The organism is Saccharopolyspora sp. ID03-671, assembly GCF_045278815.1.
In the GTDB taxonomy this organism is placed as follows: domain Bacteria; phylum Actinomycetota; class Actinomycetes; order Mycobacteriales; family Pseudonocardiaceae; genus Saccharopolyspora; species Saccharopolyspora ipomoeae.
In genome coordinates this window covers 2,786,904-2,812,597 of the sequence record NZ_CP134054.1, presented here as the reverse complement: position 1 = coordinate 2,812,597, position 25,694 = coordinate 2,786,904, and the positions used below count along the sequence as shown (strand labels likewise).

22 protein-coding genes, 1 tRNA gene and 3 pseudogenes are annotated in these 25,694 nt (G+C 67.5%); 18 read left to right on the top strand and 8 right to left on the bottom strand.

Annotated elements, in window-relative coordinates:
- Positions 1-279 precede the first annotated feature (279 nt).
- Together REH65_RS12650 and REH65_RS12645 are read right to left on the bottom strand one after the other, a co-directional pair.
- Complete coding sequence (locus tag REH65_RS12650; RefSeq protein WP_406692569.1) at positions 280-2,190, bottom strand: UvrD-helicase domain-containing protein; 1,911 nt, start codon at positions 2,188-2,190, stop codon at positions 280-282.
- A gap of 102 nt (positions 2,191-2,292) precedes the next feature.
- The gene (locus REH65_RS12645) at positions 2,293-3,951 is read right to left on the bottom strand and encodes a DUF885 domain-containing protein (RefSeq protein ID WP_406692568.1); all 1,659 of its coding nucleotides are present in this window, start codon (positions 3,949-3,951) and stop codon (positions 2,293-2,295) included.
- Positions 3,952-4,026: 75 nt separating this feature from the next.
- Between REH65_RS12645 and REH65_RS12640 the strand changes: the two genes are divergently transcribed.
- The 6 genes and pseudogenes from REH65_RS12640 (at position 4,027) to REH65_RS12615 (ending at position 8,178) form a co-directional block, all read left to right on the top strand.
- Positions 4,027-4,848: a GNAT family N-acetyltransferase gene (locus REH65_RS12640; RefSeq protein ID WP_406692567.1), complete on the top strand. Its 822-nt coding sequence runs from the start codon at positions 4,027-4,029 to the stop codon at positions 4,846-4,848.
- Between the two features lie 242 nt (positions 4,849-5,090).
- Positions 5,091-5,531: pseudogene (locus tag REH65_RS12635) on the top strand (MFS transporter); the annotation flags it as partial.
- Between the two features lie 82 nt (positions 5,532-5,613).
- On the top strand, positions 5,614-6,231 hold the full coding sequence (locus REH65_RS12630; protein ID WP_406692565.1) for an MFS transporter: 618 nt from the start codon (positions 5,614-5,616) through the stop codon (positions 6,229-6,231).
- A gap of 68 nt (positions 6,232-6,299) precedes the next feature.
- A complete protein-coding gene (locus REH65_RS12625) occupies positions 6,300-6,551 on the top strand; it encodes a DUF6158 family protein (RefSeq protein WP_281456307.1) in 252 nt (83 codons plus the stop codon).
- Positions 6,544-7,887 carry an NAD(P)/FAD-dependent oxidoreductase gene (locus REH65_RS12620; RefSeq protein ID WP_406692564.1) on the top strand — a complete coding sequence of 448 codons (1,344 nt, stop codon included), beginning with the start codon at positions 6,544-6,546 and terminating at the stop codon, positions 7,885-7,887. Before REH65_RS12625 ends, REH65_RS12620 begins: the two co-directional genes overlap by 8 nt.
- A 218-nt stretch (positions 7,888-8,105) precedes the next feature.
- Positions 8,106-8,178 (top strand) — tRNA-Ala (locus REH65_RS12615).
- On the opposite strand, the gene REH65_RS12610 is transcribed toward REH65_RS12615, so the two are convergent.
- Both REH65_RS12610 and REH65_RS12605 read right to left on the bottom strand, forming a co-directional pair.
- On the bottom strand, positions 8,144-9,946 hold the full coding sequence (locus REH65_RS12610) for a recombinase family protein (protein WP_406692563.1): 1,803 nt from the start codon (positions 9,944-9,946) through the stop codon (positions 8,144-8,146). The two genes, REH65_RS12615 and REH65_RS12610, sit on opposite strands and share 35 nt — an antisense overlap.
- Before the next feature lie 48 nt (positions 9,947-9,994).
- Positions 9,995-10,405: pseudogene (locus REH65_RS12605) on the bottom strand (recombinase family protein); the annotation flags it as partial.
- A 62-nt stretch (positions 10,406-10,467) separates the two neighbouring features.
- On the opposite strand from REH65_RS12605, the gene REH65_RS12600 reads away from it, so the two are divergent.
- A complete protein-coding gene (locus REH65_RS12600) occupies positions 10,468-10,734 on the top strand; it encodes a hypothetical protein (RefSeq protein ID WP_406692562.1) in 267 nt (88 codons plus the stop codon).
- A 240-nt stretch (positions 10,735-10,974) separates the two neighbouring features.
- Here REH65_RS12600 and REH65_RS12595 read toward each other — a convergent pair whose 3' ends face one another.
- Genes REH65_RS12595 through REH65_RS12585 form a run of 3 tightly spaced genes read right to left on the bottom strand, consistent with a single transcriptional unit; the run spans position 10,975 to position 13,427 of the window.
- On the bottom strand, positions 10,975-11,487 hold the full coding sequence (locus REH65_RS12595) for an AMP-binding enzyme (protein WP_406692561.1): 513 nt from the start codon (positions 11,485-11,487) through the stop codon (positions 10,975-10,977).
- A complete protein-coding gene (locus REH65_RS12590; RefSeq protein ID WP_406692560.1) occupies positions 11,436-13,088 on the bottom strand; it encodes an AMP-binding protein in 1,653 nt (550 codons plus the stop codon). The genes REH65_RS12595 and REH65_RS12590 overlap by 52 nt, the downstream gene beginning before the upstream one ends.
- A 45-nt stretch (positions 13,089-13,133) precedes the next feature.
- Positions 13,134-13,427 carry a hypothetical protein gene (locus tag REH65_RS12585; protein WP_183659039.1) on the bottom strand — a complete coding sequence of 98 codons (294 nt, stop codon included), beginning with the start codon at positions 13,425-13,427 and terminating at the stop codon, positions 13,134-13,136.
- Positions 13,428-14,088: 661 nt separating this feature from the next.
- Between REH65_RS12585 and REH65_RS12580 the strand changes: the two genes are divergently transcribed.
- From REH65_RS12580 to REH65_RS12560, 5 genes are all read left to right on the top strand, one after another.
- The gene (locus REH65_RS12580) at positions 14,089-14,433 is read left to right on the top strand and encodes a helix-turn-helix transcriptional regulator (RefSeq protein ID WP_183659037.1); all 345 of its coding nucleotides are present in this window, start codon (positions 14,089-14,091) and stop codon (positions 14,431-14,433) included.
- 81 nt (positions 14,434-14,514) lie between these two features.
- On the top strand, positions 14,515-14,997 hold the full coding sequence (locus tag REH65_RS12575; RefSeq protein WP_343054164.1) for an NADH-quinone oxidoreductase subunit B family protein: 483 nt from the start codon (positions 14,515-14,517) through the stop codon (positions 14,995-14,997).
- Positions 14,994-17,012, top strand: a complete 2,019-nt coding sequence (locus REH65_RS12570) for a proton-conducting transporter membrane subunit (RefSeq protein WP_183659035.1) — start codon at positions 14,994-14,996, stop codon at positions 17,010-17,012. Before REH65_RS12575 ends, REH65_RS12570 begins: the two co-directional genes overlap by 4 nt.
- Positions 17,009-17,965 (top strand): respiratory chain complex I subunit 1 family protein, encoded by a 957-nt coding sequence (locus tag REH65_RS12565; RefSeq protein ID WP_406692559.1) that lies wholly within the window; start codon positions 17,009-17,011, stop codon positions 17,963-17,965. Before REH65_RS12570 ends, REH65_RS12565 begins: the two co-directional genes overlap by 4 nt.
- A 48-nt stretch (positions 17,966-18,013) precedes the next feature.
- Entirely contained in the window at positions 18,014-18,676 is a 663-nt protein-coding gene (locus REH65_RS12560) for a hypothetical protein (RefSeq protein ID WP_183659031.1), read from the top strand.
- A 166-nt stretch (positions 18,677-18,842) separates the two neighbouring features.
- Here REH65_RS12560 and REH65_RS12555 read toward each other — a convergent pair whose 3' ends face one another.
- Positions 18,843-19,217, bottom strand: a complete 375-nt coding sequence (locus REH65_RS12555; protein ID WP_406692558.1) for a hypothetical protein — start codon at positions 19,215-19,217, stop codon at positions 18,843-18,845.
- Here REH65_RS12555 and REH65_RS12550 point away from each other — a divergent pair.
- From REH65_RS12550 to REH65_RS12525, 6 genes and pseudogenes are all read left to right on the top strand, one after another.
- Positions 19,099-19,875 (top strand): annotated as a pseudogene (locus REH65_RS12550) (proton-conducting transporter membrane subunit); the annotation flags it as partial. The gene REH65_RS12555 and the pseudogene REH65_RS12550 sit on opposite strands and share 119 nt — an antisense overlap.
- Before the next feature lie 277 nt (positions 19,876-20,152).
- Positions 20,153-21,682: an NADH-quinone oxidoreductase subunit C gene (locus REH65_RS12545; protein WP_406692557.1), complete on the top strand. Its 1,530-nt coding sequence runs from the start codon at positions 20,153-20,155 to the stop codon at positions 21,680-21,682.
- Between the two features lie 288 nt (positions 21,683-21,970).
- Positions 21,971-22,180 (top strand): hypothetical protein, encoded by a 210-nt coding sequence (locus REH65_RS12540; protein WP_406692556.1) that lies wholly within the window; start codon positions 21,971-21,973, stop codon positions 22,178-22,180.
- Positions 22,177-22,512, top strand: coding sequence for a metalloregulator ArsR/SmtB family transcription factor (locus tag REH65_RS12535; RefSeq protein WP_183658447.1), 336 nt, complete (start codon positions 22,177-22,179; stop codon positions 22,510-22,512). Before REH65_RS12540 ends, REH65_RS12535 begins: the two co-directional genes overlap by 4 nt.
- Before the next feature lie 191 nt (positions 22,513-22,703).
- Entirely contained in the window at positions 22,704-23,429 is a 726-nt protein-coding gene (locus REH65_RS12530) for a hypothetical protein (RefSeq protein WP_406692555.1), read from the top strand.
- A gap of 420 nt (positions 23,430-23,849) precedes the next feature.
- On the top strand, positions 23,850-25,664 hold the full coding sequence (locus REH65_RS12525) for a phosphoenolpyruvate carboxykinase (GTP) (RefSeq protein WP_406692554.1): 1,815 nt from the start codon (positions 23,850-23,852) through the stop codon (positions 25,662-25,664).
- Positions 25,665-25,694 lie beyond the last annotated feature (30 nt).

Below are 25,694 nucleotides of genomic sequence, written 5' to 3'. Positions count from 1 at the left end.
CCCCACTTCGAACCGGAGCCGCCGCTGCCGACCCTCATCAGCGGCGACATCGCCCTCACCGCCACTCCGCCCCAGGACGGCACGGGCGCTCGCGCCCAGGTCGCCGCCGCCAACCCGACGGCACCTGGCTCCGCCTCCTCGACCAACCCGAATTCCGCCCACCCGAGTGAACCTCCACGCCCACCACGTCGAAAACCGCTGTTTTCACGCGACGAAAACCGCTGTTTTCGACGCGCGAATGCTGCGGTTTTCGCGCGACGAATGCTGCGGTTTTCGTTGTCAGGGGGTGCTCGGGTGGGCGAGCCAGAGGTGGTCCTGGGCTCTGGTCATGGCTGTGAGACGGCGGCGTTGGTGGGTTTCGCGGTCTTCGAGGGAGTCCGGTGGAGGAGCGGGTTCGAGCGGGAGGAAGACGGAGCGGAACTCGGCCCCCTTGGCGTGCAAGCAGGTTCCGACGAGGATGTCGGTGGTGTCGCGGCCGTCCCACGCGGCCAGCGGTCGGGCGGCGACGCCGGCTTCGCGGAGGACGCGCAGCCAGTGGTCGGCCGCGGCGTCGGTCTCGGTGATGACGGCCGCCGACGAGTCGTCGTCGAGGGCGAGCAGGGCGCCGAGCAGAGCGCGCTCCTGGTCCCGGCCGTGCCACTCGACGACCTTGCCGCCGCTGCGGACCGGCAGCGCCGCGCTCAGCGGCAGCGACGGGCCCTCGTCGAACCGGTTGATCGCCTCCACCTGACCCGCGCGCTCCAGCACCATCGCCCGGTTGCGGTAGTCGTTGCGCAGCGCCTCGCCGCGCCCGTGCAGCGAGATCCCGGCCTCGGACAGCCGCCAGCCGCCCGCCAGGACCTGCTGCTGACCGTCGCCGACCAGCAGCAGCTGGTCCGGCCCGGCCCCGCTGATCGCGTGCGCCAGCCGCAGCCCGGTCAGCGTGAGCTCCTGCGCCTCGTCGACGACCACGCCGGTGTACTGCCGGGGAAGCGGGCGCCGCTCCAGCTCTGCCAGCGCGCGCTTGAGCACGTCGTTGTGGTCGAACACGCCCCGCTCGGACAGCTCCCGCTCGTACTCGCAGTAGAAGCGCCAGGCGTGCGACCGGAAGTCCGACGGCAGCTGCCCGCCCCGGCCCTTCCGCGACACCGTCCGGTAGACGTCGAACGACGAGATCCCGCGGCCCTTGATCACCCGGTCGATCTCGTCCCGCCAGTACTCCCGCGAGTTCCGCAGCCCGTGCAGCACCACGTCCCGCGACCACACCGCGTCGAACGCGCGCCGCACCTCCCGCTCGTCGACCTCGGCCGCGCGCCCGCGCCCGGCCAGCAGGTCCCGCGCCCACGCGTGCAGCGAGCTGAACTCGATCTGCCCGGCGAGCTCCGGTGCCATCTGGTCGAACCGCACCGCCGCGCGCGCCGCGACCCACGGCAGCGGTGAGGTGCACAGCAGCTTGCCGTCGCCGCGCCGCGCCAGGTACGCGAGCCGGTGCAGCGCCAGCGTCGTCTTCCCGGTGCCGGCGGGGCCGCTGATCTGCGCCGGACCCGAGTAGCTGCGCCGCACCGCGCCCAGCTGCGCGTCGTCCAGGAAGTACCGCCAGTCCCGGAACGGCCGCCGCGTCGACGGCGCCACCGGTTCCTGCAGCACCTCGGGAACGCTGCCGCGCTGACGCGGGATGCGCTGCGAGTTCCACATGATCGGCGTCAGGTCGAACGTGCGGCTGTCCAGGTGCCTCGCCAGCGCCAGCGCCTCGTCGGAGGTCAGGATCCGCTCGCCGCGCTTGAGCAACCGGTCCAGCTCGTCCTCGGTGATCGCCAGGTGGTCGGTGCTGCGGCCCTTGCGGCCGGTGTGCTCGATCGGGTGCACCACGACCGCGCGCAGCACCGACTCGCTGAGCATCCCGGACCCGATCGAGGCGCCCGCCAGCAGCTCCGCGGTCCACACGAACGCGGCGCGCGAGTCCTCCCAGTCCGGCTCCGCCTCCCGCAGCAGCACCACCAGCACCCCCATCCGGCCGACCAGCACCAGGTCCGGGCGCTGCCGGGGGGTGTGCGGCGCGAACTGGTTGAGCAGCGGGTACCAGCCGTTGTCCCGTTCGGCGGCGAAGCGGTGCAGCACCCGCTTCTGCCACGACGGCAGCGGCCGGTCCCGCAGCTGCACCTCCGCTTCGCGCCGAAGCAGTTCCTGGCGGTGGTGGAAGGTCCCGGTCACGGCGCCTCCTGTTCCCACAAGGCCTGGTCGCGCGCAGCGATGGACACGGTCGGTATCGACATTAATGCGTTGCGTGGCGAATTCGAGCGTGTCGGGACGTCATCACCTGGATGTCGCAGGAGGCTGGTCGTTGACGAGGAATTCGAGCGTCGAGATCGGCAGCGCCCCGTGCCCGAGGACCGCGTCGTGGAACCGGCGGATGTCGAACTCCGCGCCCAGCCGCTGCCGCGAGGTCTCCCGGATCCGCTCCAGCTCCAACCTCCCCACCAGGTACGACAGCGCTTGAGCGGGGTAGACGATGTAGCGGTCGACCTCGGAAGCCGCCTCCAGGTCGGACAACGTGGTGCTGGAGATCATCGTCTCCAGCGCGCGCTGCCTGCTCCAACCGAACTCGTGCAGCCCGGTGTCGACCACCAGCCGGGCCGCGCGCAGCAGGTCCTGCACGACCATGCCCAGCCGCATCAGGTCGTCGGAGTACAGCCCCATCTCGTCGGCCAGCCGCTCGGTGTAGAGCCCCCAGCCCTCGGCGTAGGCGTTGAACTCGGCGATCCTGCGCAGCAGCGGCAGCTCGGTGAGCTCCTGAGCGAGGCTGACCTGGAGGTGGTGGCCCGGCACGACCTCGTGGAAGGCGATCACCTCGGACGCGAACCGGGGCCGCTGCTCGGCCCGCAGCGTGTTGGCGAAGTACACGCCGGGCCGGGACCCGTCCAACGCCGGCCCCATGTAGAAGCCGATCGGGGTGCTCTCCGACGGCGTGCCCGGCACCGGCCGCACCTCGCACGGTTGCTGCGGCAGCTTCCCGAACCAGCCCGGCGCGGCCTGCTCCGCCTTGGTGATGGCCGCGCGGGCGGCGGCCAGCATCTCCTCGCCGTCGTTCCAGCACAGCGACGGATCGGTCTGCATCCGGTGCAGCACCGCCTCCGGGTCGGGCTCGTTCCAGATCCGGGCGCCGAGCGTGGAGATCTCCGCGCGCAGCGACGCCAGCTGCGCCCGGCCGATCTCGTGCAGCTCGGCAGGGGTGCGCTCGGTGGTGGTGTGGGCGTGGATCAGCCGCTGGTAGATCTCGTGCCCCTCGGGCAACCAGCGCAGGCCCGGCCGGTCGTCGCCGCGCGCGTGCGGCGCGATCTCGCCCGCCAGCACCTCCCGGTACTCGGCCAGCGCCGGGTTCACGACCTCGTCGATCAAGCGTTTCCGCTGGTCGGCGAGGTCGTCGGGGAGCTGCTGGGTGAGCAGCGGGTCCTGGTCGGGATGAGTCAGGTGGGAGTCGAGGTGCGCGACCGCGTCGTCGAGCAGCGAGCGCACCGGGACCCGCCCGGCACGCACGCCCTCGCGGTGGCGCTGGGCGGCCGCGGCGGTGAAGTCGGGGATGCGGGCGATGCGCCGCAGGTAGTCCTCGCCCTGCTGCCGCCCGCTCACCGGTACCTGCCCGAGGAGGAACAGCAGGCCCGCCACCGGCGCGAACATGTTCCCGCTCAGCGTGTACTCGGGGGAGCGGGAGTCGAGCCGGTCGACGGTCGACTGGGCGTGCTGCACGACGACCGCGATGGTCAGCCGGTCCTCCAGCCCGCAGTGGGTGGTGTCGACGGCCATCGCGCGCACCCGGATGTCCTCGGCCCGCTCGCGGTGGGAGAGCTCGGCGGCAGCGGAGATGTCCGGCAGCAGGTGGTCGCGGCCGGGCAGGCCGTAGAGCGAGGCGCCGATCGGATCGGCGTCCAGGTCCAGGTCCAGGAGTTCGTCGGCGAGCTGATCCGGGGTCGTCACGGACCAATCGTGCCCCTTCGGGCCGACATCCGGCAGGGCATCCGGTCCTGCGTTCGAGCGAGGGACAATGGCCGTGTGGACCCGCTGCACGATCCGGACGACGAAACCCTCCTCGACCCCAGGCAGGCCCGAGACCTGGCCGGGCTGGTCGAAACCGCCCGTCTGGCCTCGGCCGTGGTCCGCTACGGCGTGAGCACCCGGGTGGGTGTGGGGACGGTGGTGCTCAACCAGGACAACCCGCTGCCGGTCGCCAACCACGCGTGCGCGCTGTGGGGCACCGGCGCGCAGGTCGCCGGCACGCTGATGGAGCTGGAGCAGGTGTTCGCGGAGGCCGGGCGCTCGGAGGCCGTCGTCTACGCCTCGCCGACGACCGTCGGGGAGATCGAGGGCATCGCCGACGACGCGCTGTGGCGCGCGGTCGAGGAGCAGGTGGTGCTGCTGCACCGCGACCGGGGTTTCAGCCGCGGCGTCGCCAGGCCCGTCGAGGACCGTGACCTGGAGGGCGTCGTCGAGCTCTACGCCGACGAGACCGGCCTGTCGGAGGAGGGCGAGCAGCGCCTGGCCCGCCACCTCGGCCACCGCGCGGACGAGAACCGGGCCGTCCTGCTCGTCGTCGACGACCCGGGCGTGGACCGCATCGCCGGGTTCGTCCAGGGCTTCGTCGAACGCGGCGTGGGTCTGATCGAGCAGGTCGTGGTGCGTCCCGGCCGCCGCAGGCGCGGCTACGGGCACGACCTGGTCACCGAGGCGGCCGAGGAGCTGCGCCGGATGGGCGCGCTGCTCGTCGCGGGCCACGCCGAGGAGGGCGGCACGGCGCAGCGCTTCGCCGAGGCCACCGGTTTCGAGGTCGCCTACGGCGTCACCGCCTACGCCCGCCGCATCGACGACCTCCTCTGACGACCCGTCCCGGCATGTGGACTGGACCAGCCGGGTGAGGTGCGCGCCACGAAACCGCCCCGGCGGAATTTCGGCGGTACCGGGCGGCGTTGGGGTTCTTGGCTCGGACTGTCGAGAATTCGGGGAGGAACCCTGTGGCCAGCGGCGCAGCGTCGGAGAAGACCAGCAGGGGCCCAGGGATCAGCGACCTTCCCCGGGAGATCTGGATCCTCGTCGCGGGCAGTTTCATCGTCGCCGTCGGCATGGGGATCGTCGCTCCCGCGTTACCGGCGTTCGCCACGAGTTTCGACGTCGGGGTGACCGCGGCCGGGTTCATCGTCAGCGCCTTCGCGATGATGCGGCTGATCTTCGCGCCGCTGAGCGGGCGCCTGGTCTCGGCGGCGGGCGAGCGCACGATCTACGTCATCGGCATCACGATCGTGGGCATCAGCAGCACCGCGTGCGCCTTCGCCGACTCCTACTGGCAGCTGCTGGTGTTCCGGGCGCTCGGCGGCATCGGGTCGACGATGTTCACCGTCTCCGGCGTCGGCCTGCTGATCCGGTTGTCGCCGCCGCACCTGCGCGGACGCGCCTCCGGCTTGTGGGCGACGAGCTTCCTGCTGGGCAACATCTCCGGTCCGATCGTCGGTGGTGTGATGGTCGGGTACTCGCTGCGGCTGCCGTTCGTCACCTACGGCATCGCCCTGTTCGGCGCGGCCTTCCTCGGCTGGTTCATGCTGCGCAAGTCGACCCTGGCGGCCCCGCTCGGCGACGACCACCCCGGCGATGCCGCTCGGCGAAGCCCTGAGGATGCGCTCCTACATCGCCGCGCTGCTGTCGAACTTCGGCACCGGCTGGGCGGTGTTCGGCGTCCGGATCGCGCTGGTCCCGCTGTTCGTGGTGGAGGCGCTGAAGGCGCCGCAGTCGATGTCGGGCATCGCCCTGTCGGTGTTCGCCGCGGGCAACGCGGGCGCGCTGCTGGTGTCCGGGCGGATGGCCGACCGGCACGGCCGCAAGCCGCTGGTGCTGATCGGCCTGGTCGTGCAGGGCGTGGCGACGGCGTCGCTGGGCTTCACCGACTCGGTGCCGCTGTTCCTGGCGGCGTCGCTGATCGCGGGCATGGGTGCGGGCGTGCTCAACCCGGCGCAGAACGCGGCGGTCGCCGACATCATCGGCGGCAACCGGCGCGGCGGCACGGTGCTGGCGACCTTCCAGCAGTCGGCGGACCTGGGGGCCATCCTCGGACCGCTGATCGCCGGAGCCCTGGCCGACACGGTGTCGTACCAGGCGGCGTTCCTGGTCACGGGCGCCACGGCGGCCCTGGGCCTGCTGGCCTGGGTCGGCGCCCCGGAGACCCGGCCGCGCCCGGAGTCCGACCCGGAGCCGCAGCGCGCCACCGCCTGAGGTGTCGATCCCGCCCGGGTCGGGTACTCATGGGGTGACGCCGCGGGCGTCGTGGTGACCCCTGCCCGATGCGGGAGGACGACATGAACACCACCGGGATTCCCGGACATGAGCTGACCGAGGACCTGCTGCTGCGGGAGCTCGGGCACCTGCACCGGACGCGCAACGAGACGTTCCTGCACGGCTCTCCGGACGCGCTGCGCGAGCACACGGCCCGCACGTTCGAGCTGGAGCAGGAGTACCTGCGTCGCCACCCGGAGCGCGAGGTCGATCCGCGTCGCACGCGCGACGGTGCCCGAGGGGAGCCGCAGCATGCCTAGTCCACGCGTGGTGATCATCGGTGGCGGGCACGTGGGCCTCACCCTGGCGCTGCGGCTGCAGAAGAAGCTCGACGCCGGTGAGGCGAGGGTGACCGTCATCGACACCCAGCCGCACATGACCTACCAGCCGTTCCTCCCGGAGGCCGCGGCCGGTTCGCTGGAACCCCGCCACGTGGTGGTGCCGCTGCGGGAGGCGCTCAAGCGCTGCGAGGTGCTGACGGCCCAGGTCAGCACGATCGACCACGCGAACCGGTGCCTGACGGCGACGTTGGGCGACGGCAAGGTCGAGCAGCTCGGCTACGACATCCTGGTTCCGGTGCCGGGTTCGATCTCCCGCGCGCTGCCGATCCCGGGCCTGGCGGAGCAGGGCGTCGGGTTCAAGACCATCGGCGAGGCGATCTACCTGCGCAACCACGTTCTGTCCAGGTTGGACATCGCCGCGAGCACGGAGGACGAGCGGCTGCGGCGGAGGCTGCTGACGTTCCTGTTCATCGGCGGCGGTTACGCGGGAATCGAGGCGCTGGCGGAGCTGCAGAGCATGGCCCGCTACGCGATCCGCAGCTACCCGCAGCTGTCCGAGCACGACATGCGCTGGGTGCTGGTGGAGGCGATGGGCCGGATCATGCCGGAGGTCAGCCCGCCGATGGGCGAGTACACCCGGCGGCAGCTGGAGAGCCTGGGCATCGAGGTCAAGCTCAACACCACCGCGAACTCCCTTGTGGACGGACGCGTGGAGCTCTCCGACGGCGACGTCTTCGACTCGGACACGATCGTCTGGACGGCGGGCGTGAAGCCGCACCCGATGCTGGAGGACAGCGACCTGCCGCGAGATGCCAAGGGCCGCTTGGAGTGCACGACGAGACTGCAGGTGAAGGGCACCGATGATGTCTTCTCGGCGGGCGACTGCGCGGCGGTGCAGGACCTCACCAGCAGCGACCCGGAGGCGTTGACGAGCCCGTCGGCGCAGCACGCGGTCCGGCAGGCGAAGCTGCTGGCGGACAACATCATCGCCCAGCTGCGCGGCGAACCGCTGCACGAGTACCGGCACAAGCACGCGGGCTCGGTCGCGGGCCTGGGCCTGTTCCGCGGCGCCGCCGAGGTCTACGGCATCAAGCTCAAGGGCCTCCCGGCGTGGCTGCTGCACCGCGCCTACCACCTGATGAAGATGCCGACGGCCTCCCGCAAGGCCCGCATCCTCGGCGACTGGCTCCTGGAACTCCCGTTCCACCGCCAGGTCGTGGCCCTGGGCGAACTCCACGACCCGAGAGCGGAGTTCGTGAAGGCCGCCAACACCAGGGGCCTCCCACAACCCCGAAGGACCACAGCAGCGGGGTGATCGAAGTGACCGTCCTCACGGAGCTCCGGGGACTCCGTGAGGACGGCACCCCTCCGGGATCGATCCGGGTAATGTTTCCGCAGGTCAGGATGGATGCAAAGCGGCTCGACGCACTAATGAGACCCCCCTGAAAACGCCCCCGAACGACTGTTGTACTGTATTGGCACACGAGATGAGCGGGACGGAAACGAACCGAACACCTCGGGAAAACAGAACAAGGGGCTGTGGCGCAGCTGGTAGCGCACTTGACTGGCAGTCAAGGGGTCACGGGTTCGAATCCCGTCAGCTCCACCTTAGAGGTACTACTAGAACACGTGCCTGATTGAAGGCCCTGGAGTAGTACCTCAACGCCGGAAGGCGTGGATGGGCCACCCGCTTGGCGGGTGGCCTTTTTGCTGTCTCGGGGCTCCGGAATGGCGGGCATGGTGTGCTGTGCGTGCGTTGACCGTTGCGTCTGCTGGATGGCGTGGAGCTGATTGAAGGGTTCCTGGAGGTCGTGGTCGGTGACCTCCTCGTCCTCGATGTAGATGTTGTGGAAGATCGCCTGGTTGAGTAGGCGCCGCTGCTCGTCGTTGCACCGCCGGTACAGGTCCTCGGGGCGTTCGAGCAGCTTCAGGCTCACGTCGATCAGTCGGGCGGCATCGGTGAGGTCGGCGGAGGCGGTGGCCAGGCGCCCGGTGAGGTGCCGTCTCTGGCGTTCGATGTCGCGGAGCTTGGCTTTGACCTTGGTTTGCGGCAGGGTGCCGTCGGCTGCCAGGTCGATCACGTTCTCCTCCTGGGTGTCGAGTTCGGCGAGCTGGGTGGAGAGCTGCTGGTGCAGCAGTCGTGCGGACTTTTCCTGTTCGCTGATGACGGTGTCGATCTGGGCTCGCACGTCGCTGATGAACGACTGGCTGAAGCGGATCGTGGCGTAGTGCCGTTCGATGGCGTCCTCGACGAGTTCGGCGTTGACGTGCGGGGCGTCGCAGGTGCTGTTCTGCCGGTTGCGGCAGAAGAAGTACAGGTACTCGGCCCCCTTGGAGTTGATGGTGCGCTGGATGATCATCCGTTGGGTCACCCCTGCTCGTCGGCAGCGCCCGCAGAACAGTGAGCCCTTGAGGTAGTGGTGGTGCAGCCGGCGCCGCTCCTTGGCCGCGGATCGGGAGTTGATCCGGTCCTGAACCCGGTCGAAGAGGTCTTCGTCGATCAACGGCTCGTGTCGGCCTCGGACCTCCTCGCCTTTGTAGGTCACGTAGCCGATGTAGTAGCGGTCCCGCAGCATCTGGGAGAGCTTGTTGATCGAGACCTTCTTCGCCGGGTGCTTGGCGGTGGGTCGCGTGCGGAGGCCGCGGTCGTAGAGTTCGTCGGCCAGCTCATCGAGCGTGTAGTTGCCGGTGTCGTACAGCTCGAAGGCGAGCTGTACGAAAGGTGCCCGTTCGTCGTCGAGGACGATGGTGCGGATCACCCGGCCGTCGGAGTGGTCGATGTGGTTGAGATACCCGATCTTGGCGCGGCCGAGAGTGCCGCCAGTGCGGGCTTTTTGCCCCATCTTGTTGGCGATGTCGGCGCCGGACTGGCGGGACTGGTACTCGTTGAAGGTGGCCAGGATGCCGTGCATGAGCTGTCCGACGGGCGAGTCATCGACTGCCTCGGTGGCGGAGACGAGCGTGACGCCGCGTTTGCGGAGGTCGGCCATGACGATGGCGTCGTCGTAGCGGTTCCGTGCCATGCGGGAGAGCATGTAGACGATGACGTAGTCGACATCGCCTTGGCCGCGCACACGGGCCAGCATCCGTTGGAATGCTTCCCGTTTGGTCATCTCCGTCGCCGAGCGGCCGGGCTCGACGTACTCATCGATGACGGTCAGGCCCAAGTCCTTGGCTTTGCGCAGGCACGCCTCCCGCTGGGCCGGGATGGAGATGCCTTCGGGGTCGTAGTCGGTCTTGACCTGCCCGGTGGAGGACACGCGCAGGTAGATCACCGCACGCGTCCCTGGTTCCACGCCATCCGCAGGGTGCTCGACAGGAACAGCGATATCCTGCTGCAACTCGTCGTTGGAGTCAGCGTATGCGCTGGTCATGACAGCCCTTCGTGATTCGTTGTGAGCAAACGGATTTCGTCCAAGGGCTCACTGGTTAATAGCGGCGCTCTGGCCAACCTGTCGGCCAGTGACCGAGCGGCCCAGGTCCTGGCCAGGCGAACAGCCGTTGCTCAACCCGGCGCTGGAGCCTCGTGCAGCACGGCGATCTTCGAGCGCTCCTTCTTCCTCGAACCGGGCAAAAGAGCCCAGCATCTGCATCTGGAACCGGCCCGTGGGAGTCGAGGTGTCGAAGGAGTGGTCGAGGGCCGAGTGGAAGACCACGCCGTACGAGTCGAGTTTTCCGAACAGGAAGTGGAGGTGACGCTCCTTGCGGGACAGGCTGTGGACGTGGCCTACCAGCAGGACGTCGAGCAATCCTGCGCGTGCGGCGTCCAGAACGCGTTGCAGCCCTGGCCGATTCAACGTTCCGCCGGACGCATGGTCGGAACACCGCATGACCGTGTGCCAGCCGGGTCGAGACTCTGTTCACTGAGACGCAGTTCGACACCTTCCTGACCGGGGTGCGCTCCGGTGAGACCGTCGGTCTTTGCCTGGAGATGACCCGCCGCACCGACGGGATGTACGCCTTCCGCGGCACCGTGCCCCAGCCCTCCGGGACCGGCGCTGAGCTGAAGTTCACCGAGGCGGAGGTCGTAGCCTTCCTAGACGGCGTCGCCAAAGGCGAGTTCGACCAGGAAACCACCCCGGACATGGCCGTGTGCGGCAAACCGGCCCCAGGGTTCGTTTCGGTCGACTCGCTTCATAGTCCACGGTCCGTAACGCGCTGATCGCACGTTGTCGGGGTCGGGGTACATGCTGCTGGTATGTCGGTTGCGGAACTTCGTACTTAGTTGACGCCTGGTTGCGCAACTTCCCGTTTCCCAGCTCTCCACCGCCCACCGCAGCGCCGAGGGTGTCTTGCGGTTAGCCGGCCGGTAGCTCGACTCGATGCCCCTCCAAGCCAGGAAGTCGACGAGTCTCAGCGGGCCAACCGGGTGGGGACATGACCGGCCCGGCGGGGCCAGCGACTATTCGACCCGGCCGAACGATTGGATCTCCTCGGCTTCCTGTGGTGTGAGCTGGCGGGGGACATCGCCGTGGGCCAGTTTGTCGCTCTGGATGTGGTGGCGGATGTCGTCAACGATCTCCGGGTTCGCCAGTGTCGAGACATCCCCGACGTCGCCGAAGTTGGAGATGCTTGCGATGACGCGTCGCATGATTTTCCCGGAGCGGGTCTTGGGCATGTCGGTGACGACCCAGACGTTCTTTGGTCGCGCGATCTTGCCGATCTCGCGGTCGATCGCCTGGGCGACCCTGTCCTCGATGTCCTTGCTGGGCTTCAACCCCGGTTTCAGGGACACATACATCTCGACGGCCCGCCCACGGAGCTCGTCGACAACCGGGACCGCGGCGGCTTCGGCGATCTCCTCGACGGTGAGGCTGGCCGATTCCAACTCCTTGGTGCCGAGCCGGTGGCCAGCCACGTTGATCACGTCATCGACCCGGCCGAGGATCCGGAAATAACCATCGGCGGCCTGCACGGCGCCGTCACCGGCGAAGTACGGCCAGTCGTGCCAGTCCTTGCTCTCGGGGTCGCGGCAGTACTTCTGGTAGTAGGTCTCGACGAACCGGCCGGCTGGCCCCAAATGGTCTGGAAGATCCCGGGCCAGGGGTTGCGGATGCAGATGTTTCCCGCCTGACCGCTCCCGGCCTCGACGGTGTTGCCGTCCTCGTCGTAGATCACCGGGTAGATACCCAGTACGCCGGGACCGCAGCTACCTGGTTTCATCGGCTGCAGGGCAGGCAAGGTGCTGCCGAGGAATCCCCCGTTCTCGGTCTGCCACCAGGTGTCGACGATGGCTGCTTCGCGCTTGCCGGCGGTCTCGTAGTACCAACGCCACACCTCCGGCTCGATCGGCTCGCCCACCGTCGTCATGTGCTTGAAGCGGTAGTGGTACTTGCCCGGCTCGTCCGGGCCGAGCTTGCGCAGCATCCGGATCGTCGTCGGCGCGGTGTGGAAGATGCTCACCCCGAGCCGTTCGGCGATTCGCCAGACCCGGCCAGGATCCGGATAGGCCGGTGCGCCCTCGTACATCACGCTCGTGGTGCCCAGTGCCAGCGGCCCGTAGACGATGTAGGAGTGCCCGGTGATCCACCCGATGTCCGCGCAGCACCAGTACGTGTCGTCGGGATGGATGTCCTGGTAGTACTTCGAGGTGCCCGCCACGTAGGCGAGATACCCGCCGGTCGAATGCTGGCAGCCCTTGGGCCGTGCCGTCGTGCCGCTGGTGTACATCAGGAACAGCGGGGCTTCCGCGGGCATCGACACGGGATCGACCACCTTCCCGCGCTGCTCGGCGAGCAACTCGTCGACGAAGAAGTCCCGGCCCTCGACCATCGGACTCTGCGACCCGTAGCTACCGGGGTGCCGCCGCCACACGAGCACTTTGTCGATCTCGTGGCCGCGCTCGTGGGCGGTCGCGACAGCCTCGTCGGCCTTGGCCTTGTGATCGACCAGCTGACCGTTCCGGTAGTAACCGTCCATCGTCACCAGGACGTGGCTGGTCGCGTCAGCGGCTCGGTCCCCACACGCCGCACCGCTGAACCCGCCGAACACCTCGGAATGGATGGCGCCCAGCCTGGCGCAGGCGAGCATGGCAACGGGCAGTTGCGGAACCATCGGTAGGTGGAAGGTCACCCGGTCGCCGGTCTCGACGCCGCAGAACTCGCGCAGCACGGCGGCGAACTCGTTGACCTGCTGGTATAGCTCCTGATAGGTGATCGCCTGCGTGGTCTCGCCTTCAGGCTCGGGTACCCAGATCAGGGCTGCCTCGTTGTGTCGCGTGGCCAGGTGCCGGTCGACGCAGTTGTAGCAGGCGTTGAGCCGACCCCCGACGAACCACTTCCAAAACGGTGGGTTACTGGAATCGAGGATGGTGTGCCAGTAGGAGTCCCAGGTGAGCAGTTCCGCGTACTCCTTGAAGCAGTCGGGAAAGTACTGTTCGCTAAAGCGTTCGAAAATAGCCGGATCGGCCGCATTCGCCTGGCCAATGAACCTCGCCGGCGGCTGGTAGTACTCCTCCTCACGCCAATGGACGGAGATCTGCGCCTCGGAGACCTGCGGCTCATGTGCTGTGGTCATGGCTTAACCTCCCGTAGGTAACTTCGATCTGGGAGGGCTTCGGCGCTAGCCCTCGGTGAGCAGCCCAGCGCACACGCTGAATTCGTAAAGCTCGGCGGACACCGCGGCCTCGCGGTTGAACGAGGCCACGTCTCCGCGTGTCACTGAGCTCCAGCACAAGACATCGGCGAGGTCGATCGCACGATTGGCGATCGAGGCCAGCTCGGTCAGCGGGTCGGTCTCCGCGTGGTGACGCAGCGACGCGACCCTACGCAGCGAGGTCTCGTCCGCGGCCAGTGTCTGCAGCTGCGCCAAGCGCAGGGACAGTTCACCGGCGAGGTACTGCTGTGTCATCGCCATCGCCGCCCACCCGTTCCAGGTCTCCTCGGGGAGGGGGCCACCTCCACGAGGTCCTGAGTGCGCCACCCATGTCTGCTTGATCACATCGGCGCCCAGCGGATCTTCTAGTGGACGTCATCCGTGGCGGACTCGATTGCTCGTAGCAAGCCGACAGTCAGCGTCTTGGTGAAATCCATCGTATCTCCGGAGATGCCCCCCGGGCACGTCAGCGCTGATGCCAGTCGCGCCGCTCCGTCATAGCTGCCTGCCCCTCGGGTTTCGCCTCGTAGCTCCCGGCGCGAGCCGAGGTCACCGAGCGGGCGCGGGCGGATGGCAGTGCTGGATCGCCGCGCCGCTTGCTCCCGCTCTCTTAACTTAAAGCCAGCTCGCGTGCTTGCCTCGAACCGAGGCGTGGTGGGCAGGGATGGCGATCTATCCGCTCCATCCGCCTGCTGTCGGACTGGCTTCGTGCAGTCTTGTTGCGGTGTATGACGTCTGTCCCCGCGTGCCTTCCCGGAGTAAATAATTGCTAAGGTTTGCAATTGCTGACTTCTTGTGTTCGGCTGAGCGGCGCGGAGGGATCGATGCGTAGGACTCGACTTCGTCGGGCAGGCGCAGGCCGGGGCCTGGCGTGTGCACGCTGGTGGTGGACACGCATCGAGGGTTCCGTGGAGGGAGCTGGATGAGCACGCCGCTGTATCAGCTGAAGGCTGAGTTCTTTAAGACGCTGGGACATCCTGCGCGGATTCGGGTGCTGGAGCTGCTGAGTGAGCGTGAGCATGCCGTCTCCGAAATGCTCCCGGAGGTCGGGATCGAGTCGGCAAACCTCTCGCAGCAGTTGGCGGTGTTGCGCCGGGCCGGGCTTGTCACCACGCGCAAGGAAGGCTCCGCCGTCTACTACTCATTGACGAGTCCGCATGTGGCGGAACTGTTGGCGGTGGCGCGGACAATCCTGACCAAGGTGCTGTCCGGGCAGGCCGAGCTGCTGGACGACCTACGCAATCCTGGCGCGTCCGCGAGCGCGTGAGCTGCGGTCACCCTGCCGTACCGGGGTCCTGCCGATCGGCAGGGTGACCGCTCCCCTCCGAAGAGGAATTGGGAGCACAGTGTGTTGAGTTTGTGGCGCAAGATCCGCAGGACGGGTCGGGTCGCCGAGCCTGCACCGTCGCAGCCGAGCGAGGAGCTTTCGGTTGCGGCGGAGTTGGGTGGTTCGGTGCAGATCCGGCATGTGGATGCCGGGTCGTGCAACGGCTGCGAGGTCGAGATTGGGTCTGCGTTCGGGCCGGTGTATGACGCCGAACGCTATGGTGCTCGGCTGGTGGCCTCGCCTCGTCATGCGGACGCGCTGCTAGTGACCGGCCCGGTGACTCGGAACATGGCCGAGCCACTGCGGCGGACCTACGAGGCGCTGCCGGAGCCGAAGTTCGTTGTGGCCGTCGGCGACTGCGCCCGGAACTGCGGAGTGTTCGCCGAGGCGTACGGGGTCACGGGTGCCGTGCGGGACGTGGTGCCTGTGGACGTGGAGATCGCGGGTTGTCCGCCTCGCCCGGAGGAGATCGTCGAGGGCTTGCGGAAGTTGACTGGTCGATGAACCTCGTCCATGCGGGCCTCGGTGCGGCCGTGGCCGTCGGTGTGCTGAGCGCGTTGCTCGCCCTGATCACTCCGCGACGACTTCGTCTCGTCCCTGTCGGAGTCGGGACGGTGCTCGTTGGGGCATTTGGCGTGCTGGCAGGGGCTGTTGCTGTGGCCGGACAGGCGTACTCGGTGGAGATCCCCGCGCTGTTGCCGTTGTTTGGTGTGTCGTTTGCGGTAGACGCGCTGAGCGGGTTATTCCTGGTTGTGACCGGGGGTGTCGCGATCGCGGTCGCGGTGTATGGCATCGGTTATGCCCGCCACGGACTCGACGGCCGGGGCGTCCAAGCGGTGTTGCCGCTGTTCGTGCTGGCCATGCTGCTGGTTCCGGCGGCGGCCAGCGTGGGCACGTTCCTAGTGTGCTGGGAACTGATGGCGCTGACCTCGCTGGTACTGGTGCTCGCCGAGCATCAGCAGCGCGACACCGTGGCGGTCGCCGGGCGCTGGTACGCGGTGATGACCCATCTGGGCATGGTGGCGATCCTGATCGGGTTGCTCGTGCTGGTGGCGCATTCCGCCGATGACTCGTTCCCAGCTTTGCGGGCCGCTGCAACGAATCTGTCGCCGGTCGTGGCCAACGTCGTGTTCGTGTTGACTCTGGTGGGGTTCACATCCAAGGCCGGGATCTTGCCGCTGCACGCCTGGTTGCCGCGGGCGCATCCCGAGGCCCCGAGTCATGTGTCGGCGCTGATGTCGGCAGCGATGGTCAACCTCGGTATCTATGGCATCGCCAGGGTCGGTTTCGACCTGCTGGGCGGCGGCCCCAGATGGTGGTGGCTGCTGGTGCTCGTGCTGGGCGCACTGTCTGCGGTCTACGGGATCTTGCAGGCCGCAATGAGCAGCGACCTGAAGCGGCTTTTGGGCAATTCGACGACCGAGAACATGGGACTTGTGCTGGTCGGAGTCGGAGCGGCCGGGCTTTTCGCCTCCGCGGGCGACGATGTGCTGGCGGGGGTGGCGTTGTCTGCGGCGCTGCTGCACGTGATCAATCATGCCGCGTTCAAGACCTTGTTGTTCCTCTCTGCCGGCTCGGTGCTGCACGCGACCGGCAGCCGTGATCTCGACGCGTTGGGTGGGCTTCGGGCAGGTATGCCAGTCACCACGTGGGGCTTCGGGCTCGGAGCGCTGGCAGCCTCGGCATTGCCGCCAGGAACCGCGTTCGTCAGCGAGTGGCTGCTGTTGCAGGCCCTGATCCACGGGCTGCCCGCCTCGGGCGCGGCGACCGCGATCGTGATGCCGGTGGCCGTGGCGGCCGTGGCACTAACCGCCGGGTTGGCCGTGGCCACCTTCGTCAAGGCGTTCGGAGTCGGGTTTTTGGCTCGGCCACGCAGCAGCGCTGCCGCGAATGCCACCGAAAGCCCGGTCAGCATGCTGGCCGGGATGGGGCTTGCGGCAGTGGCCTGCGTCACATTGGCCCTGGTGCCCAGCGTGGTCCTGCCCGCGGTCGGCTCCGCGAGCACCATGACCCTGGGGACTGCGCAGCCCGCTGTGAGCGGGCAGGTCACGCTGCAGTTGAACGGGGTCGCGGGAGCGCTCTCGCCCTTGCTGCTGACCGTCGCCCTTCTAGTGGTCAGCGTCGTCCTTGTCGGAGCGGTGCGCCTGATCGCGGCACGCCGAGCCCGGCGCACCGCCCGACTGTGGGACTGCGGTGCGGGACCACTGTCGCCCCGCATGGAGTACACGGCGACGTCCTTCGCCGAACCGCTGCAACGGGTCTTCGACGACGTGGTGCAGCCAGAACAGGACATCGACGTGACCCACCATCAGGAGTCGAGCTACCTCGTGCAAGCCGTGGAATACCGCCAGCGCGTGCCCGATCGCCTCGAACGCCGCCTCTACGAGCCTGTTCTGCGATTGATCACTGCCTGGGGGAGTGTTGCCCGCCGGCTGGCCACCGGCAGTGTGCACCGCTACCTCGGCTACGGCTTCTACACCGTGTGCGGCTTGTTGATCCTGCTGGTGGTGATCCGATGAACGCGTTGGGCGTGATCGGCGGGGTCCTGCAGTTCGTGCTCGTCGTCGCAGGATCACCCTTCTTGGTAGGGGTGATGCGCCAGGTGCGGGCACGGCTGGAAGGCCGTGCCGGGGCGGGAATCGGTCAACCGTGGCGGGACTTGCGCAAGCTGCTGCGCAAGGAGTCCATCACGCCACGCGGCACCAGCGAGGTGTTCCGGATCGCGCCGTTGGTGCTAGTGGCCACGACCGTGGTCGTCGCGATCGTGGCCCCGTTCGTGACGACCGCATCCGCCGTGGATTCGGTCGCAGACCTGTTCGCGGTGGTCGCCCTGCTGGCGCTGGGCACCGTCGCGCTGGCGTTGGCCGGGTTAAACACCGGCACCGCGTTCGGCGGCATGGGCGCCAGCCGCGAGATGACCATCATCGCGCTCGTCGAGCCGACACTGCTGGTGTCGATCTTCGCGTTGTCGGTGCGAGTCGGGTCGACCAATCTGGGCGCGATCGTGACCTCGACCTTGCAGGACCCGGCCCGGGTGATCTCCCCGGTCAGCCTTTTGGCCGCGGTGGCCCTGGTCGTGGTGATCATTGCCGAGACAGGGCGGCTGCCGGTGGACAACCCCTCCACGCACCTGGAACTGACGATGGTGCACGAGGCAATGATCCTGGAGTACGCAGGCCGGGACCTGGGCCTGGTCGAATGGGCCTCGGCGATGCGACTGACGGCATTTCTCGGGTTGCTGGCGAACCTGTTCGTTCCGTGGGGCATCGCGACCGCCGCCACGCCCGTCGCCCTGCTCGCGGGAGTCGCGGCCTTCGTGATCAAGGTGGTGCTGCTCGGGGTCCTGCTCTCTGCGGGGGAGGTGTTCCTGGCCAAGTTGCGTCTGTTCCGGGTGCCCGAGCTGCTGGCCGGATCATTCCTGCTGTCGTTGCTGGCCGTCACCGCCTCCTTCTTCCTGGCACAGCCCCACTGACGAATCTTCGATGGGAACCACCATGACGACCGAGCATCTGAGATCGCGATGAGTCACGACCTCTACGTCCAACTGTTGGACTTGGCCTGCGGCGTCCTGCTGCTCACTGCTGTACTCGTGCTGTGGCGCCGGGAACTGGCCGTCATCATCCGCGTGTTCGCGCTGCAAGGACTGGCACTGGCCGCTCTCGTCGCGGTCCTGGCTGCGCACGAAGGCTCGATCGAGTTGGGGGCCGTCGCAGTCGGAATCCTAGTGCTGCGTGCTGGGGTGCTTCCCGCGTTGCTGCGACGCGCGCTGGCGGCGGCTGGCGAAGAGCGCCGGGAGACCCGGCCACTGGTCAACGTCGCCTCGTCCCTGCTCGCTGCAGCGGTGCTGACGCTGCTGGGGTATGCGGTGTCCCAACCGTTGGTCGCCTTGGCTCCGTCACCGGCGACGCAGGCCGTCGCCGTGGGCATGACCGTCGTATTGATCGGGTTCTTCGTGCTGGTCACTCGACGGCGCGCCCTATCCCAGTTGGTCGGCTTCCTGCTGATGGACAACGGCATCACCGCAGTCGGATTCCTCACCACCTCCGGAGTCGGACTCGTCGTGGAGCTGGGGGTGTCCCTGGACGTGCTGCTGGCCGTCCTGGTCCTGCAAATTCTGACCACGCGCATGCGGGCCACGTTCGGCGATACCGACCTGGACGAACTGCGGGAGCTGCACGACTGATGACTCACCTTCTCCTCCTTGCCCCCGTCGTCGTCCCCGCGCTCGGAGCCGTGATCTACGCGCTGGCGGGATGGCGCCGCGCCACCGCCTGGGTCAGCGCCGCAAGCGCGGCGCTCGTGCTCGCCACCGCGATCGCCACCTCCGCCGCGGTCGTCAACGACGATCCTCACACCGTCTTGGCAGGGTTGCTGCGGGTTGATGCGCTGAGCGCGTTCATGCTTGTCGTGATCGGAGCCATCGCTTTCTTGGCCACGGCAGCGACACCAGACCACCTGCGTACCGAGATCATCGCCGGGCGGGCCAGTTCGCGCACCGCCGCTCGGCACTGCCTGCTGGTCCAGTTGTTCCTGGCGGCGATGGCACTCGCGGTGTTGGCCGCGAACCTGGGGATGCTGTGGGTCGCGGTCGAGGCCACCACCATCGTGACCGCGTTTCTGGTGGGACAGCGGCGAACTCGTCCCGCGGTGGAGGCGGCGTGGAAGTACGTGGTGATCTGCTCAGCGGGCATCGCGTTGGCGCTGCTGGGCACGTTCCTGCTCAACTACGCCTCGCAGCACACTGCTCCCGGTGCGGGTCTGAACTGGGCGGAGTTGGCTGCCAGTGCCCACACCCTCGACCCGGGCGTCACTCGCATCGCCGTCGTGCTGCTGATCGTCGGGTTCGGGACCAAAGCGGGCCTGGCGCCCTTGCATGCGTGGCTGCCCGATGCGCACAGCCAAGCACCGGCGCCCGTGTCGGCGTTGATGTCCGGGGTGCTGCTCTCCGTGGCCTTCTACGCAATTCTGCGGGTGAAAGTGATCGCCGACGCCGCACTGGGAACCGGCTTCGCCCGGACGCTCCTGGTGGTGATCGCCCTGGCTTCGCTGGCACTCTCGGCGTCACTGCTGCTGGCCCAACGTGATTACAAGCGGATGTTGGCCTACTCCAGCATCGAGCACATGGGCCTGCTGGCCTTGGGGGCCGCGGTCGGCGGACGACTCGCGATCGCTGCGGTCTTGCTGCACATCCTCGGCCACGGGCTGGCCAAGAGCGTGCTGTTCCTCGGGTCCGGACACATCCTGCAGATCACCGGCACCAGCCGCATCGACCAGGTTCGGGGCCTGGCCGCCCGACAGCCGGTCCTGGCCGGATGTTTCGGGCTCGGTGTCCTCGCCCTCATCGGGTTGCCACCGTTCAGCCTGTTCGCCAGCGAGCTTGGCATCGCCCGAGCAGGATTCACCGCAGGACTCGGCTGGGCGATGGCCGCTGCGCTCGTCCTCGTCCTCGTGATCGCCGCCGCCTTGGTAACCCATACCAGCCGCATGGTGCTCGGGGCCGCGCCCGATGGGCCGGGTGCGGCCACCGCGTCGCCCCGAATGAACGTCATCGCCGGTGCCGCACTGGTCGTCGGCCTCCTGGCCTGCGCCGCGATCGGGGTCACCACCGGCCGTTGCACCCGTTGCTGTCCCTGGCCGCCGATCTCCTCGCGGGAACACCATGACCACACCCGAACACCACGCTCACGGCGAATCGGTCGGCTACCGCCGCACCGCGCTCACGATCAGCCCCGACGCGGTCCCCGGACAGGTGGGGGAGCTGCTGGATGCCGGATTCCGGATCGCTCTGATCGCCGGGCACGACGACGGCGACGCGCTGCGCGCCGTCTACCTGTTCACGCAGGCGGGCACCGATCGTCGCATCGAACTGCACGTGCCACTCGACCGCGACCATCCGCACCTGCCGAGCGTGGCAAGGTTGTCCTTCTCCGCCGGCCGCTTCGAACGCGAAATGCGCGATCTGTTCGGCATCGTGCCCGACGACCACCCGCTGCCACGCCGACTGGTCCGGCACTTCCACTGGCCCCAAGGCTGGTACCCGATGCTGCACGACGCCGGGGAGCCACCAGAGTTCGGCGACGTCGACGGTCCTTACCCCTTTCGCACCGTCGAAGGCCCCGGCGTCTACGAGATTCCCGTGGGGCCAGTACACGCCGGGATGATCGAACCCGGCCACTTCCGCTTCTCGGTCGTCGGCGAAACCATCCTCAACCTCAAAGCCCGCCTCTGGTTCGTCCATAAAGGACTGGAAAAGCTGTTCCAAGGACGCCGCCCCGAGGAAGCATTCGAACTCGCCGAACGCGTCAGCGGCGACACGGCTGTCGGGCACACGCTCGCGTTCTGCCAGGCCATCGAAGACGCCCGGTCGCTGTCAGTCCCGGTACAAGCCCAGCAGCTCCGCGCGATCCTGCTGGAACTGGAGCGCCTCTACAACCACGTCACCGACCTCGGCGCCTTGTGTAACGACGCGGGACACAGCATTCTCAACGCCCACGCTGGCCGCATCCGCGAACAACTGCTCCGCATCAACGATCACGTCGCCGGTCACCGGCTCCTGCGTGGCGGCATCCACCTCGGCGGCACCGCTGTCCGGCACCTGCCCGACACCGATACGCTGGCTTCCATCGGCGAGGACATTGCCGAGCTGGCCAGCCTCGCGCTGGGCCATAGCGTGGTGCGGGACCGCTTCTCGGGGACCGCGGTCTTGACTCATGAGCAGGCCACCGACCTCGGTACGCTGGGCTACGTGGCCCGCGCCAGCGGACTTGCCGTCGACGCCCGGCACGACCATCCCACTCTTCCTGAACCCGGGGAGCGTGCCTCCCACAGCCACACTCAGGGCGATGTCCTGGCCCGCTTCACTGTCCGCACTGAGGAGATCGCCCACTCCATCGAGCTGATCACACGTCTGGTCAAGGTTCTCGACGGCCGGACGACCTCTCCGGGCGACACCTCGGATGCCGGCCCCCATGCCGCTGGCTCCGGCGTCGGCATCGTCGAAGGCTGGCGCGGCACGATCGTGCACCGCGTGGAACTCGCCTCCGACGGCACCCTGCGCCGGGTCAAGGTCGTCGACCCCAGCTTCCTCAACTGGCCCGCCTTGCCCGTCGCACTGACCGACACGATCGTGCCGGACTTCCCGCTGACGAATAAGAGCTTCAACCTCTCCTACGCCGGCAACGACCTTTAGTCACAACCGCGGCCTAGGCCTCATCCGAGGAGTCTGGGCTGGTCCATGACCCACAACCTGGTTCGGTCTGCCTGCCGGCGGGCTACCTCGCTGGTGGCTCACCAGCGAGTCGGACTGAGGTGAGCCAGGTCGCCGTCGTGCAGAGAGCGAAGCATCCGACACCCAACCATCGCGCCGAGGTAGGCATCTTCCACTTCACATAAGTGCATACTTGCAAAACTCTTTAACTGCATACATCATTGAGGCATGCTGCGTGGCGGATTTGTGACGGCAGGAAGAGGCGGGGCGATGAACGAGTTTCTGACGGTCCTGCGGGACCGCATCGACGCTGCCCAGCACGGGCTGGAGCAGGCCGAGAAAGCCGGCCACGAGCACGAGGTCCACCTGCACAGCGCCCGGCTCCTGGACTTGGTCGACCGTGCCACCAGTCACGGAGTGGACACCACAGAGTGGGTACCTTCCGTCGTCCTGGCGACCGCGACCAGGAGCGTCCGATGACCGTGCCGCTGTATCAGGTCAAGGCCCAGCTCTTTCGTACGCTGGGACATCCGGTGCGCATCCGTGTCCTGGAGCTGCTACTGGACGGCCCCAAGGCGGTGCACGAGCTGTTGACAGAGCTTCCGATGGGATCGGCCAAGCTGTCGCAGCAGTTGGCCGTTCTGCGCGGAACCGGCGTGGTGTCGGCACGTCGAGACGGCAACACGGTCGAATACTCGCTGAGCACCACCGATGTCGGTGACTTGTTGCGCGCGGCACGCCTCGTCTTGACCCAGCACGCGGTAGGGCAAGGAAAGCTGCTGGCCGAACTGCGCATGGAGACAGCATCGTGACATCGCTATCGTCCGGTGGGTACTCCAAGCGTCAGCCGGCCATTCCCGGCCAGCGCCCCTCCGGACCGGAACCAATCGGTCGTGCCAGGTCGGCACACCACAACCGAGCCGAACGCGGCGAGGTTGTGATCGTCAGTGATGGCAGTGGCCTGCGGCACCAAAGGCCACCTCGACTACGGGTGCAACCGACGGTGCGCGCTTACGCGGCCTTGATCAAGGACCTCGGTGGACCCCACGCCGTTTCGCAGCCGGTCACCGCCCGGAGTAACCGCGAACTCATCGGCTCTCTCCAGGCGCTTCCCGCTGACACCGGGGCCGTTTATCTGGCACACACGGACCCCGAACGAGGGTTCGTGGCCCAACGCGCGTTGTCCGAGGCTGGTGGGCCGCCGCTGATCACCGATCAGGACACCACCGCGATCGGACTGACGGCCGAGTTGCTGACCGCGTTGATGCGTGCTGGACGCCAGCTAGCGACCAGCTACGTAGTGGTCGCGGGCGCCGATGCCATGCCCAACCTCTGCCCACTGCTGATGGCCGCCGGCATTCGCGACATCGGCATCTGGAAACAAGCCGACGCCGCAGTGCTTCCGCTCGCCCAAGCCATCCAGGGAGCCGACGCTGTCATTGACGTCCGGGATCGAGCCAGCAGCCCACACGACTCAGGGATCGACGGCCCGAGCGTGGTGGTCGCCCCGAACGACCCCACCTGCTCGATCGTCGCCGTTCCAGGATTGCTGCGGGCGGTCGTGGACGCGGCGAATCCGCGGATGGACGTGGGTGTTTATGGGGCCTGCGCTCATGCCCTAGTGATGGCGACGCCGGCCGATCGCTGCCTGCCCGCGCCCGACCTCGCGCTCACTGACAGCGTCGCGTGGGCGACCGCGCAAGCGCTCAAGCATGATCCCGGCACATGACGAATACTGACCGATCTTCCCATTTCTCGTCCCACGGACAGGAGGAGGTAGAACACTAAACAAGAACGGCATGGGGTGCACCGAGAAAGTGTCGAGCAATGCGGGAGTATCGGAGTTAGTTGCCAGCTTCCGTTTTCGGTAGTGTGCGCAAGAATGCGACTAGGCATTTTCTTGAGGCAGCATCTTGGCAGTTCAGATGCGGTGCTGTGGACGTCGGCTGTCACCAATCTAAGGCTGTCTAGATCCTGTCCGCGCTTCTGTGGCGGCTTTTTGCCTTCGCTACTTAATCGATTCCCAAACTGATGGAGTGAGTAAAAATACATACTGATCGTTCCGTGATTTGAAGGCATTCCCGTTACTCTGGTGGCCATCCCTTCCAACGATGTGAATGGTGCCTATGCACCTGTGAGGAGCGGCAGGATGACCGCAGCGACCATCCCCGGTCTCGACCAGGCACCGACCACGCACGAGCGTCTGCTGTCGTGGGTGCGCGAGGTCGCCGAGCTGACCACACCCGACCAGGTCGTGTGGTGCGACGGTTCGCAGGAAGAGTGGCAGCGACTCACGGACCAGCTCGTTGAGGCCGGCACGTTCACTCGTCTGGAGAAGAAGCCGAACTCCTTCTGGGCCGTGTCCGACCCCAGCGACGTCGCACGGGTCGAAGGCTCGACCTACATTTGCTCGGAGAAGCCGGAAGACGCGGGTGTCACCAACAACTGGATGCACCCGGTCGACATGAAGATGATCATGCGGGAGCTCTACCGGGGCGCCATGCGTGGCCGCACGATGTATGTCGTCCCGTTCTGCATGGGCCCGGTGGACGCCGAGCCGCCGAAACTGGGCGTGGAGATCACCGATTCCGAGTACGTCGTGGTTTCGATGCACATCATGACGCGGATGGGCTCGAAGGTCTTGGAGCGCTTCGGCGCCGACGCGGAGTTCGTCCCAGCGCTGCACTCGGTAGGTGTTCCGCTGGAGCCGGGCCAGCAGGACGTGGCCTGGCCGTGCAACGACACCAAGTACATCACCCACTTCCCCGAGGAGCGGATGATCTGGAGCTTCGGCTCCGGTTACGGCGGTAACGCGCTGCTGGGCAAGAAGTGCTACTCGCTGCGCATCGCGTCGGTCATGGCCCGCGACGAGGGCTGGCTCGCCGAGCACATGCTCATCCTCAAGCTGACCTCGCCGGAGGACAAGGTCCACTACGTCGCCGCCGCGTTCCCGTCCTCGTGCGGCAAGACGAACCTGGCGATGCTGCAACCGACGATCCCGGGCTGGAAGGTCGAAACGCTCGGTGACGACATCGCGTGGATGCGCTTCGGCGAGGACGGTCGCCTTTACGCGGTCAACCCCGAGGCCGGGTTCTTCGGCGTCGCCCCCGGCACGGACTACCACACCAACCCGACCGCGATGCGCACCATCGAGCAGGGCAACACGCTGTTCACCAACGTCGCCCTCACCGACGACAACGACGTCTGGTGGGAAGGCATGGGAACCCCGCCCGCGCACCTGACCGACTGGAAGCAACGGGACTGGACCCCGGACTCTGAGGAGCCCGCGGCACACCCGAACTCCCGCTACTGCACGCCGATGTCGCAGTGCCCGATCCTTGCACCGGAGTGGGACGACCCGAAGGGCGTGCCGATCTCGGCGATCCTCTTCGGTGGCCGCCGCAAGACGACGGTGCCGCTGGTGAACGAGGCGTTCGACTGGCAGCACGGCGTATTCATGGGCGCCACCATGTCGTCTGAGACTACGGCAGCGGCCACCGGCCAGGTTGGTGTGGTGCGACGTGACCCGATGGCCATGCTGCCGTTCATCGGCTACAACGTCGGCGACTACCTGCAGCACTGGCTGCACATCGGCGAGACGGCGGACACCTCGAAACTGCCGCGGATCTACTACGTCAACTGGTTCCGCCGCGACGAGTCGGGAAAAAAGATCGTGTGGCCTGGTTTCAGCGAGAACTCCCGCGTGCTGAAGTGGATCATTAATCGCATCGAAGGCAACGCCACAGCCGAGGACACCGCCATTGGCAGGGTGCCCTCAGCCGATCAGATCGACCTGTCGGGCCTAGACACCCCGCGTGAGGACGTCGAAACAGCGCTCAACGTGGACGTCGAGGAATGGAAGGCCGAGATCCCGCTGATCGAAGAGTGGTTCGCCAAGATCAGCAACTCGCTGCCAATGCCCTTGGGCGACGAGCTGAACGCCCTCAAACACCGCCTCGGATAGGCGCCACAGGTCGGCTCGCGGTACTGCCAA